Consider the following 13,280-nt stretch of genomic DNA (forward strand, 5'->3'; position numbering starts at 1 on the left):
GCGCATCCACAGACTATGGGAAGTATGAAACGATGAAACTCAACCACCTTACTATCGGGCAACGCCTCGGCTGCCTGGCAACCTTGCTGTTGCTGGCAACGCTGTTTATCGGCATACGTGGCTTGTCTATCAACGCCAGCGGATTAGTACAAAACCAGCAGATTATGGCCACGGAGAAGGTGGTTGCGGACAGCATCGACACCGCCCGCAACGCGCAGGTGCAATTTAAAATTCAGGTCCAGGAGTGGAAGAACACCCTGCTACGTGGCACACAAGGCCAGCAGACATTTGATAAATACAAAAACGCGTTTGTAGAACAAAGTCAGAAGACCCAGACATTATTAAAAACCCTCAGTGCGATGCTGCCCGAAATTGGCGTCGATAATAGCGAAGCGATAAAAACGATAAGTTTGCATGCCCGGCTGGAAGAGCAATATCTGGCGGCATTGCAGCAGTACAGCGTACAGGATGCCAGCAGCGCACAGCGCGTTGATCACCTGGTCACCGGGATTGATCGCGAACCCACGCGCATGATCGATGAAATGGTCGCCACCACGCTGAAGCAAGCGACGCTGATCCGTCAGCAGACTGATGCGCGCAACCATGAACACTTTGCGCAGACGCGCCTGATGCTGCTGATCGTGATGGCGATAACCCTGCTGGTGGGGCTGCTTATCACCTGGTGGCTGGTACGCAGCATTACCCATCCTCTGGCGCAGGCCGTCTCAGTCGCCCGCAATGTGGCTTCCGGCGATTTGCAATCTTCGTTTGTGGTTAATGGCCGCGATGAAACCGCCGAGCTGATGCGTGCGTTGCAGGAGATGAACAGTAACCTGACACGCATTGTTACCGGCGTCCGTTCCGGTACCGAAACTATCGCCGGGGCATCGCAGGAGATCGCCACCGGAAGCCGTGAACTCTCTGCGCGCAATGAGGCACAAGCCAGCGCGCTGGAACAAACCGCCGCGTCAATGGAAGAGTTAACCTCGGTAGTTAAAAATAATGCCGAAAACTCGCGTGTCGCCAGCGATATTACCCGTGAAGCTTTCCGCGTCGCCAATCAGGGCGGCGAAGTAGTGGAGCGCGTGGTGAATACCATGAGCGAAATTAACCAGCTTTCTACTGAGATCAGCAGCATTATCGGCGTCATTGACAGTATCGCCTTCCAGACCAATATCCTCGCGCTGAACGCCGCCGTTGAAGCTGCGCGCGCCGGTACAGAAGGACGCGGCTTTGCTGTTGTCGCCTCCGAAGTGCGGGCGCTGGCGCAACGGTCCGCCACAGCGGCGAAAGAGATCGGTGCATTGATTCAGCGTTCCGTTAACCGCATTGATGAAGGCAACTCGCTGGTAAAAAATGCCGGTAATGCCATGGATGAAATCGTGCAAAGCGTGGAACGTGTCAGCCAGCTTGTCGAAACCATTTCCCTGGCCAGCAAAGAGCAGAGCGTCGGTATCGATCAGGTGCATGTTGCGATAACGCATATGGATGCAGCGACACAGCAGAACGCCACGCTGTCGCAAGAGTCGTCTGCTGCTGCACACGCTATGCAGCAGCAGGCTGAGAACTTACTGGAGATAGTGCAGATTTTTAAACTGCGCACACAACACAACGCGGTGTAAAACCGCCGTGCCCTGCTCCGGCGTTTGTTGCCGGAGAGGGCAAACTTGCGACCTGGCGAATTAATACGCTGATCATCAAATTTCTCAATCCATGGGCAGAAAAATTTGCGTTTGATTCAATTCCGACGGCAGGTTATAAAGTACGCAAGTGACGGATATACGATTTAACAAGCCTTAAATTCTTCGCTGGCAGTTTTGGTGTCGAAACTGCCATCTTTTATTTTCTTCTTTGCACTTTGCTGGCTTACAGCCCGATGACTGTGACTGTCGCAGACGGTTTATCCCTTGTTTACACCATTTTTATTAATGCAGCACACCTTCCCCGCTTATGGCACGGCGTAAAAAAGCAAAGCGCTCAGAACAAGCGCTTTGGCATCAGATAATTAATGAGTACGCAGGAGCATGCTAATTGCATCCTGTTCAGACAATCCGTATCCCTTAATGAAAACTTCCATCGATTCATCTTGCGTTTGATTAAATAACGTTTCGCCACCGCTGGACTGCAAATTGCCGGACAGGACATCCCCCATTTCGACATCGTACTTTCCGAGCAGCTCAGCAATAGCAAACTTGCCCTTTTCGTCGCGAATAACAATGAAACCTATGCGGTGTTCGTGATGAACGACAGTACCTTTCATAAGACAATTCCTTTCACTGTTGGGATTTCAGATTAGCTGAATATCGCGGCCACGAAAATGTTCAGCAACGGTTTTAGTGAGCCAGTAAACAATCCACCCGCGACTTTTTGATCATCGCCACAAATATTACCCGCACCCACCACAACGGGCATTCGAGTCACCGCCGTGGAGCTCTCCACAAAAATCTGGCATAAAATTAATTTTTCACCACAGACAATAATAAAAACATCTACATTATATAGAGTTATCTTTGCCTACTATTTTTCGCACTATGGCGAAAGCGCCTGATCGCCCTAATTGAATTCAGGCAAGTTCAACTAAAGTAAAATTTCCAGTTTTTTCCATAATATATTTCTCATCAGCTCAGCAAAGATAACGTACTAAAAATAATGTAGGCAGGGTTAGCGACTCAACAGATATAACCCGTTTAACGCCCTTATCGCTCCTGACTTTTTTGAGAAGACTCACTATGCGTAACAACGAACCCGTCACCCAGCAAGAGTACGTTTTCGATAATGATGCCACTTTGATGTCCACCACGGATCCGGCCAGTTATATCAATTACGCCAACGATGCGTTTATTCAAGTCAGTGGTTTTACCCTGCATGAAGTTAAAGGGCAGCCGCACAATCTGGTCCGCCACCCGGATATGCCGAAAGAGGCCTTCGCCGATATGTGGGCGACGTTAAAACAGGGCGAGCCCTGGAGCGCACTGGTGAAGAATCGCCGCAAAAATGGCGATCATTACTGGGTACGTGCCAACGCGATTCCGGTGATCCGCGCCGGAAACATCAAGGGGTATATGTCGGTACGAACCCGCCCAACGGCCGAAGAAGTGGCGCAAACCGAGGCGTTATACCAACAGTTCCGTGACGGTCAGGCAAAAGGCAGGCGCTTCCATAAGGGCCTGATTATCCGCACCGGCCTGATGCGCTGGCGGTCACTGTTTGTCACCATGCCCTTACGCTGGCGATTACGTTCCGCACTGATTGTGACGTTACTGCTCAGTATGCTCGCTGCCTGGCGCAGTGCAGTCACGCCCGGACACTGGGCGTTATTCTCCGCTGTGATGGCATTACTGTTGCTGGTCTGCGGCGTGTGGCTGGAACACCAGATTGTCCGCCCGGTGGAGCGCCTGTGCCGCCAGGCTTTACAGGTCGCCAGCGGGGAAACTCACCAGGTCGATCAGCCTCATCGCGTGGATGAAGTCGGCGTGACGCTGCGCGCGATTAATCAGCTTGGTTTGATGTTCCGCTGGCTGGTGAATGATGTCAGCGGTCAGGCGCAAACGGTGCTGCAGGCCTCGGAGTCCCTGCGTGCCGGGAATGACTCGCTCAGCCGGCAGACGGAACAGGCCGCTTCCAATGTGCAGCAAACCGCCGCGACGATGAATGAAATGACTGCGACGGTAAAAAGCAATCGTGAAACGGCCGCGGAAGTGACACGCCTCTCTGAAGGCATGCGTGACGCCGCCCAGCAAGGCGGCGAAGTAATGAGCCAGATGATCACCATGATGGCGGCCATAGACGACAGTTCTCAGCAAATCGCCAGTATCACCAGCATTATCGATAGCATTGCTTTTCAGACCAACATTCTGGCACTGAACGCTGCCGTTGAGGCCGCCCGTGCGGGCGAGCAGGGAAAAGGGTTTGCCGTCGTCGCAGGTGAAGTGCGCAGCCTTGCCCAGCGCAGCGCCCGCGCAGCCAGCGAAATTAAAGCGCTAATTGAGAACAGCGTGAATCATGTGAATTCCGGCAACCTGCTCGCCGATGACGCTGGTAAAACGATGCAGCAAATCGTCGACCAGGTCCAGAACGTCACGACGCTAATTGCGCAGATTAGCGCCGCCACCGCCGAACAAGCCACCGCGCTCAGCGAAGTGAGCCTGGCAGTGGAAGATCTGGACAAAATTACGCACCAGAACGCCGAGCGCGTGCTGGAGGGGGCGGAGGCTTCCGGGCGTATGAATCAGCAAGCGATACGTCTGGCAGAAGCCATCTCTGTCTTTCAGTAAATGGAGATGTTGCAATTTTGCCACCGGCAGCACATTTTCCTGGCGTCCGGCGGAGCAAATATAGTCACAACATTTAAGGGGGTATTCCTGTGAAAAAGTTATTGATCTGTTGTCTGTTCGGCAATACCGCCAACGCGCTGGCCAGAAAGATGCAAAAAGCCGCCAGAGCGCAGGGTCATCAGATGTTGATTAGCGCTATTGGCGTTTCTAATTTTGCCAGTGTCGCTCCGGCTTTTGACTGTTATCTGGTCGCACCACATATTCAGTACAAGCTGGACGAACTGAAAGAAGCGATTGATGATTCCGCGCCGATTGCGGTTATTGAGAGTTACCCTTTCGCCGCGATGGATGGCGAGAAGGTTCTGGCGTTTGTCATGGAACGCATGCCGGCGTTAGCGGAGTAATAAGCCAAAAGGTTCCGGCCAGCTTGCGGAACCTTTTTTACGCGGTCAGGATTGCAATGTGGCCAGGCGGGCCGCGAACCCGACAAAAATCAGACCAATCAGAGAATTACCAATACGGGTGATCTTCTTGCGAGTTTTCACCCACTGCGTCACATATGAGCCAGAAATCACCAGAAAGCTGAAATAGCAAACGCTGATGACTTCAAGGGTGCTGGCAAGAATAAAGAAAGCCGTACCCGGACTGGCATAGTTAATGTCGATAAACTGCACAAAAAACGACACATAAAACAGAATCGCTTTCGGGTTAGTGAGACTTAAAACCAGCGCGCGGCGAAAAACATCGCCTTTGTGGATCTCCTGTTCATTCTGCTGCCGGGTCTTATGTACAAAGGTGCTGTAGAGCATTTTGCAACCCAGGTAAAGCAAATAAAACGCGCCAAGATAGCGAACGATATTAAACAGCAGAGGCGTGGTTTTAATCAGCGTCGCAACACCCGCGTAGGCCAGAAACATCAGCACCGCATCGCCAATAAAGACGGCGCTGGCCGCCACATAGCCGTTTTTTAGCCCGCCGGCGATACTGCTCTTCAAGACAAAAAAAGTGTTCGGCCCCGGCACTAAAATGATGAAAATCGCGCCAATAAGATAAGACCAGTAACTGATAACTCCATACTCGGCAAACACACATCCTCCTGAAGGTACAACCAATACAACGAACCGGGCGCTAACATACGCCATATGCTGCTGAATATAAAGCCACTCGTCCCTTACCCCCCCAACCTGCCAGGGCGGTTTCTACAGACCAGGGGGGATTTCTTCCCTTCAGGCTTGAATACTGACTATGCATACAGTATAAACACAGGGAAAATTAACCAGCAAAAAGGAATGCCTTATGTTTGTTGAGCTTATCTATGACAAGCGTAATGTTGAAGGTTTACCGGGCGCCAGAGAGATAATCCTCAACGAGCTGACCAGGCGCGTGCAGCGTCTCTTTCCGGAGGCCGACGTGCGTGTAAAACCGATGCAGGCTAACGGTTTAAACAGCGATGCCAGCAAAAGTGACCGTGAGAAATTAAACCGTATGCTTGAAGAGATGTTCGAGGAAGCGGACATGTGGCTTGTTCAGGAGTGAACCTCTCTGCCCTTCGCATCTGTGCCGATAACATCGCGCCCTCTGTAAAATTCTGACCAGAACGTCAACGGTTCCCATTACCGCAGCCTGGTTTCACGCCAGTGTGCGGTAAGCTGGCGGGGGGCGTTGAAAATGCGGATACCGTGCAGATACTGCCAGCGTTTGGCTGTAATGAAGGCCAGGAATACGCTTTTTTCGGGCGAGCCCGCGAAAAACAACGCCCGTCTGGCGGGCCCTGCGCGAGAAAATAATCACAGGGTCGTTATAAACGAGACAGGTGTATGGGTTACCAGGGCCTGGAACTGCCGCGCTACGTTCTCTGCCGCCATGTTTTTAACGGCGGGTTACAACTTTTATGCCGATACCCGACTGGCCTTACACTCCTTCATGCGTGTTTCACTTTTTCTGCACATTTATGCCGCATTATAACGAAGCCCCCCGGCGAGGAATCAGCCTCAGCGGGAAAGGATGATGAGATGAAACTGATAAACAAACTGGCGATGGCCATCACCTTATTCGCAGCAGGCGCCAGCACCGTGCTTGCTCAGCCTGGTTTCCACCCGCATGGCGGGCCGGGTTATCCCAATGGCGGTCACCGCGACGATATCCCACGCCCAGGTGACAGGTTTAGCATTCTTCCGGATATCGCAACCACAGTGCTACTTGGGGGATTAACCTACTATCTGGTGAACGGGATTTATTATCAGAGACAAGGTACCCAGTATGTGGTGGTGGAAAAACCCTCTGCGTCACCTTCACCTTCCGGCGCACAGGTGCTGGACTTTAACGGGAAGCGGTATTACGTGCGCGATGGCCATTACTATGCGCGCGACATTGACGGCAATTATTTTGAAGTCCCGCGCCCCGACGGGCTCTGAAGAAAGGCTAAGGGTGTCATTACCGGCACCCTTGCCTGTAATAATTGCCGTAAACGCTGAACGTGTACCCTCGTCGCGGTAGTTACGCAGGCGAAGAGAAGACAAGCTCCCATATAAATGGGACGAAATAGCGCATCAGGTCTTTCTGTGACTTATCCCTCCCACACACTCATTCAGCGCGCTTTTTTAGGGATTCGCGTATTCAAGGATTTCTTCGCCCATCAGGGTGCAGTCAGCCAGGAAAATTAACCGCATGCGATATTTTCCTTTGTAGAGATAGCCCCACACTTGTAAAACATCGAAATATTGCGCCTGATTTTGCGGATTTTTCATTTTCATCAGAGGCGTCACCTCGCTATCAATCTCCATTCTGTCATCGTTGTCGCGATAAAAAGCCAGCAATTTCTTCGCCTCGGTAATCGCCTGAGCGTTGCACTTTTCGGCAGATTTTTTGCCAGCTGCGCATGCGTGAAAAGAGAAGCTGAACAATAACAGCGCGGTAAGAACCCCAAAATATCCTGATTTCAAACGATATAGTCCTGACATGGCATCACGCTCCGTGCGTTCAGTCGTAACAACTAAAATGGAGAAGAAAGCGACCATACTGGGAATCAAAAACGAATTCATCCCAGTTCGATGCATACCAGACCGGAGGGGTGGTAATGAGTTCAAATACCCTGAACTTTCCCATCATTTCATTTATTTTGTCGTGAAAGTCAGCCAGCAGATTACTTTTGATATTTTCCGGCAACGTCGTCATGGCGGAATGTTCAAAAAACCAGGCTGCGGCAACACGTTCTGAATGCTGCCAGGTTGTTTCACTAAAGACGGGATGCCAGTACTCGGGTGGATGTTTCTCGGATTGCTGACGATGATACTCCGCCACGGCAGCGCGCAGGGTATCTCCTTCCTCAAGCTTGACCATAAAATAGTGAGATCCACGGTTGATATCACGGTTCATGGTGCCCAACGCATCCATAAATCCGTTCAAATTTTCAACATATTTATCCATAGATTTTCCTGAACAACCGGGGCTGTGCATTACTGGCGGTGCCACATTGCCAGAGAGGGATCGGCATAGCAAATCAATTTCAAGGAGAGGGAATGATGAAAGGCGATGATAAGCTTCGTTATAATTTATGGGCAAGTCATGTACCAGCCAAACGCATTCCTCACTGTCATGGAGACAGAGCGAATTTTGAACGCTGTCTTCTCGAAAGACCACCCGGTGAGACTCGCTAATTATGGCTGGTTTTTATACAGAGCGACTATCCAGAATACGATTCAGGCCAGCCACTTAACCCATTACACCGTGGCAATATGCTGCAATGTAACAAAACAGCAAATTTTGTCGTTAGTTAAGCACATTCCCATTACGCGGATTACCGCAGCCCGTATTTTACTTACATAAAGCCATAAACCGTTTATTTCAGCAAAAGAAGTCGCACACTGCTTTGCCTCTTCAGGGACTTTTATAACGATTTCGTCTTTTTAATGCTTGTAACGCCATACAAGAAATAAAGTAGTATGAAGCTCCGGGGCTTCATGTTGATAATCAGACAGGATCCAGACAATCGTATTGCCTGTATCAGATATTAAATCAGCTTTTTTTTTCGTTAGCCCAATAAATAAACCAACATCTTTCAAGACATATGATTGCCGATTAATTTTCTGTCTTTACGGGCAATGCATCTCAGCTGCAAGGGGACTGTATGAAAGAACAAAAAAAAGCGGTATATTTATTATTTGGGTTTTCTCCCTACGCTGAGCGCGATGGAAATAGAGAGTATGTTGATGAACTGGCTTAGATTCAGAAATGAGATGCCCCACGCGATCAGTCGTTCTTTTTACCTATTGTTCAAGCTTCAACAGGCTGACCAATTTACAACGAGCCCTGGATAAATATCGACGTCTTGTTGGAAGTATTATTCAGCTCGTCCTTAATCCGGAACGGTGCCAATCCATAGCCTCCGTTCGATCAAACCGATGCAATGTTATTCTTGTGCTGCTTTTTCTGCTGCTCGCTTGATTTCGCGACAAAGCGCGCCCTGTTTTACGGGGCATAACTGCGATGCCTGACTTCGGATTTTATCAAGATCTTTAGCATCAAGTGTTGAATCAATATGTCGAAGAACGTAATTCTTTAGCGCAGGATTTTTACTGATCTGGGTTGTTAAATCCGGCAAGGTATCCCAGTGGTCGACCAAAAGCCGCGCAACAGATTCGGAAATACCTTCCGCAATGTCACCCTCATCACAGTGGCCAAATTTTACCCGATATTGGTTAACAGCACTCCAGGTATTTAATGAATCTACCACCACATCAGCGGCTTCAGCATCCGAAGGGGCACATGTTTTTGCCAACGCTATATTGGCGGTCATTAATCCAATCAGCATCAGTACTCTTATTTTTTTCATTGTGAAAATTTCCCTGTAGTGGCGACCATGGCGCGACTGATGTTAATTTTTATAGCCACACAACCAGAATAAAAGCCCGGTGCGGTGTGGCCAGGAACCGAGAAGCGAAGGATATTATACAAACTGTGTGGGCATAAGGATATTAGCAGTAGATACACAGAAATTGCGGGCACCACTCCCGTAGGATGATCGAGATTATTATGATGATCGAGGTATTAATTGGTTCAAAAGGGTTCATTTTCATCATGCTTTTAAGAACGATTTTAAGAGCAGACGTAAAAACGGGAACCATCCGGTTCCCGTTTTTGTTTAACCCGTGAGGCGGATTACATGTTCGCGATAATCGCGTCGCCAAACTCTGAACATTTCAGCAGCTTAGCGCCTTCCATCAGACGTTCGAAATCGTAAGTCACGGTTTTGGCGTTGATCGCGCCACTCATGCCTTTGACGATCAGGTCAGCCGCTTCAACCCAGCCCATGTGACGCAACATCATCTCTGCAGAGAGGATCACGGAACCCGGGTTCACTTTATCCTGGCCTGCATATTTCGGCGCAGTACCGTGGGTCGCTTCAAACAGAGCGCACTCGTCGCCAATGTTTGCACCCGGGGCAATACCAATACCGCCAACCTGTGCCGCCAGGGCGTCAGAAATGTAGTCACCGTTCAGGTTCATACAAGCGATAACGTCATATTCAGCCGGACGCAGCAGGATCTGCTGCAGGAACGCATCGGCGATCACATCTTTAATGATGATTTCTTTGCCGGTTTTCGGGTTTTTGATTTTCTGCCACGGGCCACCGTCGATCAGTTCGCCGCCGAACTCTTCGCGTGCCAGCTGGTAACCCCAGTCTTTGAACGCGCCTTCGGTGAACTTCATGATGTTACCTTTGTGCACCAGCGTAACGGAATCACGGTCGTTGGTGATGGCGTATTCAATCGCTGCACGAACCAGGCGCTTGGTGCCCTCTTCGGAGCACGGCTTAATGCCGATACCGCAATGTTCCGGGAAGCGAATTTTCTTCACGCCCATCTCTTCGCGCAGGAATTTGATCACTTTTTCCGCGTCGGCAGAGTCAGCTTTCCACTCAATGCCAGCGTAAATGTCTTCGGAGTTTTCACGGAAGATGACCATGTCTGTCAGTTCCGGGTGTTTTACCGGGCTTGGCGTACCCTGGTAGTAACGTACCGGACGCAGGCAAATATAGAGATCCAGTTCCTGGCGCAGCGCAACGTTCAGAGAACGGATGCCACCGCCAACCGGCGTGGTCAGAGGGCCTTTGATAGCAACACGGTAATCACGGATCAGATCAAGCGTTTCAGGCGGCAGCCAGACATCCTGGCCATAAACGTGGGTAGATTTTTCACCGGTATAAATTTCCATCCAGGAAATCTTACGCTCGCCCTTATAGGCTTTTTCCACAGCGGCATCGACCACTTTCAGCATCGCCGGCGTAACATCAACACCAATCCCATCCCCTTCAATGAACGGGATAATCGGGTTATTCGGAACGTTGAGTTTGCCATTTTGCAGGGTGATCTTGTTACCTTCCGCCGGAACAACTACTTTGCTTTCCATTCACCTCTCCTTCGAGCGCTTCTGGTTGTTTTGCTCGCTGACTTCATGCCGGGGCGCTCAGACTGCGTCCGCTCACCTGTTACGTGAATCACACAGAGCAAACCGTTTTTTGTTAATGAATTGTAATGATCCCATCAATACTAACCGATAGTTGGGTTCCATGAAAGGCAATCGTGATTCGGTTATAATGCGGCAATTGATAACCAGTGAAAATACCATGAAGAAAAGTTCTTTTAGAAATCACCGGGTTGAGCGATTCAGCTCACAACAAGCTACTCAGTCTGAACGTAAAAGCCAGCCAAAACGTGTGATTTTGTTCAATAAACCCTACGATGTTTTGCCGCAGTTCACTGATGAAGCCGGGCGCAGCACACTGAAGGATTATATTCCTGTTCAGGGGGTGTATGCGGCTGGTCGCCTCGATCGCGACAGCGAAGGGTTGCTGGTGTTAACCAATGATGGGGGTTTGCAGGCACAGTTGACCCAGCCGGGCAAACGCACCGGCAAGATTTACTATGTTCAGGTTGAAGGCGAACCAACCGACGAAGCCATTAACGCCCTGCGTAATGGCATCACCCTGAATGATGGCCCCACGCTGCCCGCAGGTGTCGAGCGGGTCAGCGAGCCAGAGTGGCTATGGCCGCGTAATCCGCCCATTCGTGAACGCAAGTCCATTCCCACCGGTTGGCTGCAAATCACTTTATATGAAGGACGTAACCGCCAGGTGCGGCGCATGACCGCGCATGTTGGCTTCCCTACCCTGCGACTTATCCGTTACGCTATGGGAACTTACACGCTGGATAACCTCGCTAATGGCGAGTGGCGAGACGCTTAATACGCAACGGAGGTACCCATGTTTAAACCCCACGTAACCGTTGCCTGTGTGGTACATGCACAGGGTAAATTCCTGGTGGTCGAAGAAACGATTCGCGGAAAAGCCCTGTGGAACCAACCTGCAGGTCATCTCGAAGCCAACGAAACCCTGGTACAGGCTGCAAAGCGTGAGCTCTGGGAAGAGACTGGCATTGACGTCGCACCGCAGCAGTTTATTCGCATGCATCACTGGATTGCGCCAGATAAAACCCCGTTTTTACGTTTCCTGTTTGCCATTGAGCTTAACGAAATGTGCGCCACTGAGCCGCACGATAGTGATATTGATCGCTGCCTTTGGGTAAGCGCTGAAGAGATTTTGCAGGCATCGAATTTACGCTCGCCACTGGTGGCAGAGAGCATCCGTAGCTGGCAGCGCGGGGAGCGTTATCCGCTGGCGCTGGTGGGCGAGTTTAACTGGCCATTTACAGCGTAAGCCAGAGCATGGCGACGAAAAGCAACGCATCGGCAACCTGAGAGGGGCAACAAAGGATGCCTGCGTCGCCAGCCCGTGCTAGAATACGCCGCCCTGAAGTTCTACGTCGTGAGTATTCTTATGTCAGATAGCCCAAAAAAAGTGATCGTCGGTATGTCCGGCGGTGTTGACTCTTCCGTTTCCGCTTACCTGTTGCAACAACAGGGCTACAAGGTGGAAGGCCTGTTCATGAAGAACTGGGAAGAGGATGACGGCGAAGAATACTGCACAGCGGCCGCGGATTTGGCAGACGCGCAAGCTGTTTGCGACAAGCTCGGCATTGAGCTTCACACCGTCAATTTTGCCGCAGAATACTGGGATAACGTGTTCGAACACTTCCTGGCCGAGTACAAAGCCGGGCGTACGCCGAACCCGGATATTCTGTGCAACAAAGAGATCAAATTTAAAGCGTTCCTTGAGTTTGCCGCCGAAGATCTGGGTGCGGATTTCATCGCCACCGGTCACTATGTGCGCCGTGCAGATGTGGATGGCAAAAGCCGCCTTCTGCGCGGTCTGGATGGCAACAAAGATCAGAGCTATTTCCTTTATACACTGGGCCATGAACAGATTGCGCAAAGCCTGTTCCCGGTTGGCGAGCTGGAAAAACCGCAGGTCCGTAAGATTGCTGAAGACCTGGGGCTGGCCACCGCGAAGAAAAAAGACTCTACTGGCATCTGTTTTATCGGCGAACGTAAATTCCGTGAGTTCCTTGGCCGCTACCTCCCTGCCCAGCCGGGCAAAATCCTCACTGTTGACGGTGAAGAGATCGGCGAGCACCAGGGGCTGATGTACCATACGCTCGGGCAGCGCAAAGGCCTTGGCATTGGCGGTACAAAAGAAGGCAGCGAAGAGCCGTGGTATGTCGTCGACAAAGACGTGGAAAACAACATCCTTATCGTCGCACAAGGCCATGAACACCCGCGCCTGATGTCCGTCGGGCTGATTGCCCAGCAACTACACTGGGTCGATCGTGAGCCGCTGCAGGGCTCATTGCGCTGCACGGTGAAAACCCGTTATCGTCAGGAAGATATTCCCTGCACGGTAACCGTACTGGACGCGGAACGCATTGAAGTGCGTTTTGACGATCCGGTAGCTGCTGTGACACCGGGCCAGTCGGCTGTGTTCTACAGCGGCGAAGTGTGCCTTGGCGGCGGCATTATTGAGCAGCGTTTGCCGCTGCCTCTGTAAACACGATCTCACAAGACCGGACTGACGAAAGCCCGCGCTGTGGCTAAGAGGCGGGCGCAAAAGGA

14 protein-coding genes are annotated in these 13,280 nt (G+C 50.9%); 8 read left to right on the top strand and 6 right to left on the bottom strand.

The window, feature by feature from the left end:
* The first annotated feature begins 32 nt into the window (after positions 1-32).
* Complete coding sequence (locus tag ACUY4S_RS14045; RefSeq protein ID WP_458022292.1) at positions 33-1,622, top strand: methyl-accepting chemotaxis protein; 1,590 nt, start codon at positions 33-35, stop codon at positions 1,620-1,622.
* A 383-nt stretch (positions 1,623-2,005) separates the two neighbouring features.
* On the opposite strand, the gene ACUY4S_RS14050 is transcribed toward ACUY4S_RS14045, so the two are convergent.
* The gene (locus tag ACUY4S_RS14050; RefSeq protein WP_458022293.1) at positions 2,006-2,260 is read right to left on the bottom strand and encodes a hypothetical protein; all 255 of its coding nucleotides are present in this window, start codon (positions 2,258-2,260) and stop codon (positions 2,006-2,008) included.
* A gap of 469 nt (positions 2,261-2,729) precedes the next feature.
* Here ACUY4S_RS14050 and ACUY4S_RS14055 point away from each other — a divergent pair, with 469 nt between their 5' ends.
* On the top strand, positions 2,730-4,274 hold the full coding sequence (locus tag ACUY4S_RS14055; RefSeq protein ID WP_312685758.1) for a methyl-accepting chemotaxis protein: 1,545 nt from the start codon (positions 2,730-2,732) through the stop codon (positions 4,272-4,274).
* Positions 4,275-4,363: 89 nt separating this feature from the next.
* Entirely contained in the window at positions 4,364-4,678 is a 315-nt protein-coding gene (locus ACUY4S_RS14060) for a PTS sugar transporter subunit IIB (protein ID WP_312685757.1), read from the top strand.
* A 45-nt stretch (positions 4,679-4,723) separates the two neighbouring features.
* On the opposite strand, the gene leuE is transcribed toward ACUY4S_RS14060, so the two are convergent.
* Positions 4,724-5,362 (bottom strand): leucine efflux protein LeuE, encoded by a 639-nt coding sequence (gene leuE / locus ACUY4S_RS14065; protein WP_458022294.1) that lies wholly within the window; start codon positions 5,360-5,362, stop codon positions 4,724-4,726.
* Positions 5,363-5,570: 208 nt separating this feature from the next.
* Here leuE and ACUY4S_RS14070 point away from each other — a divergent pair, with 208 nt between their 5' ends.
* Both ACUY4S_RS14070 and ACUY4S_RS14075 read left to right on the top strand, forming a co-directional pair.
* Positions 5,571-5,810: a DinI family protein gene (locus tag ACUY4S_RS14070; protein ID WP_312685753.1), complete on the top strand. Its 240-nt coding sequence runs from the start codon at positions 5,571-5,573 to the stop codon at positions 5,808-5,810.
* A 476-nt stretch (positions 5,811-6,286) separates the two neighbouring features.
* Entirely contained in the window at positions 6,287-6,688 is a 402-nt protein-coding gene (locus tag ACUY4S_RS14075; RefSeq protein ID WP_458022295.1) for a DUF6515 family protein, read from the top strand.
* 186 nt (positions 6,689-6,874) lie between these two features.
* Here ACUY4S_RS14075 and ACUY4S_RS14080 read toward each other — a convergent pair whose 3' ends face one another.
* From ACUY4S_RS14080 to icd, 4 genes are all read right to left on the bottom strand, one after another.
* Positions 6,875-7,234: a hypothetical protein gene (locus tag ACUY4S_RS14080; protein WP_458024223.1), complete on the bottom strand. Its 360-nt coding sequence runs from the start codon at positions 7,232-7,234 to the stop codon at positions 6,875-6,877.
* Between the two features lie 19 nt (positions 7,235-7,253).
* Entirely contained in the window at positions 7,254-7,700 is a 447-nt protein-coding gene (locus ACUY4S_RS14085; RefSeq protein ID WP_312685747.1) for a hypothetical protein, read from the bottom strand.
* 982 nt (positions 7,701-8,682) lie between these two features.
* Entirely contained in the window at positions 8,683-9,105 is a 423-nt protein-coding gene (locus ACUY4S_RS14090; protein ID WP_458022297.1) for a hypothetical protein, read from the bottom strand.
* A gap of 326 nt (positions 9,106-9,431) precedes the next feature.
* Positions 9,432-10,682 (bottom strand): NADP-dependent isocitrate dehydrogenase, encoded by a 1,251-nt coding sequence (gene icd, locus ACUY4S_RS14095; RefSeq protein ID WP_458022298.1) that lies wholly within the window; start codon positions 10,680-10,682, stop codon positions 9,432-9,434.
* 187 nt (positions 10,683-10,869) lie between these two features.
* Between icd and rluE the strand changes: the two genes are divergently transcribed.
* The 3 genes from rluE (at position 10,870) to mnmA (ending at position 13,215) form a co-directional block, all read left to right on the top strand.
* Positions 10,870-11,517, top strand: coding sequence for a 23S rRNA pseudouridine(2457) synthase RluE (rluE, locus tag ACUY4S_RS14100; protein WP_312685741.1), 648 nt, complete (start codon positions 10,870-10,872; stop codon positions 11,515-11,517).
* An 18-nt stretch (positions 11,518-11,535) separates the two neighbouring features.
* Entirely contained in the window at positions 11,536-11,988 is a 453-nt protein-coding gene (locus ACUY4S_RS14105) for an NUDIX hydrolase (RefSeq protein WP_458022299.1), read from the top strand.
* Positions 11,989-12,108: 120 nt separating this feature from the next.
* Positions 12,109-13,215 carry a tRNA 2-thiouridine(34) synthase MnmA gene (gene mnmA, locus ACUY4S_RS14110; protein ID WP_458024224.1) on the top strand — a complete coding sequence of 369 codons (1,107 nt, stop codon included), beginning with the start codon at positions 12,109-12,111 and terminating at the stop codon, positions 13,213-13,215.
* Positions 13,216-13,280: the final 65 nt, after the last annotated feature.

The sequence above is a fragment of the Kosakonia beeri genome (genome assembly GCF_054165705.1).

Coding starts and splice junctions, on each gene's coding strand:
- ACUY4S_RS14045 (WP_458022292.1), top strand. CDS start 33: ATGAAACTCAACCACCTTACTATCGGGCAACGCCTCGGCTGCCTGGCA.
- ACUY4S_RS14050 (WP_458022293.1), bottom strand. CDS start 2,260: ATGAAAGGTACTGTCGTTCATCACGAACACCGCATAGGTTTCATTGTT.
- ACUY4S_RS14055 (WP_312685758.1), top strand. CDS start 2,730: ATGCGTAACAACGAACCCGTCACCCAGCAAGAGTACGTTTTCGATAAT.
- ACUY4S_RS14070 (WP_312685753.1), top strand. CDS start 5,571: ATGTTTGTTGAGCTTATCTATGACAAGCGTAATGTTGAAGGTTTACCG.
- ACUY4S_RS14075 (WP_458022295.1), top strand. CDS start 6,287: ATGAAACTGATAAACAAACTGGCGATGGCCATCACCTTATTCGCAGCA.
- ACUY4S_RS14080 (WP_458024223.1), bottom strand. CDS start 7,234: ATGTCAGGACTATATCGTTTGAAATCAGGATATTTTGGGGTTCTTACC.
- ACUY4S_RS14085 (WP_312685747.1), bottom strand. CDS start 7,700: ATGGATAAATATGTTGAAAATTTGAACGGATTTATGGATGCGTTGGGC.
- ACUY4S_RS14090 (WP_458022297.1), bottom strand. CDS start 9,105: ATGAAAAAAATAAGAGTACTGATGCTGATTGGATTAATGACCGCCAAT.
- icd (WP_458022298.1), bottom strand. CDS start 10,682: ATGGAAAGCAAAGTAGTTGTTCCGGCGGAAGGTAACAAGATCACCCTG.
- rluE (WP_312685741.1), top strand. CDS start 10,870: ATGCGGCAATTGATAACCAGTGAAAATACCATGAAGAAAAGTTCTTTT.
- ACUY4S_RS14105 (WP_458022299.1), top strand. CDS start 11,536: ATGTTTAAACCCCACGTAACCGTTGCCTGTGTGGTACATGCACAGGGT.
- mnmA (WP_458024224.1), top strand. CDS start 12,109: ATGTCAGATAGCCCAAAAAAAGTGATCGTCGGTATGTCCGGCGGTGTT.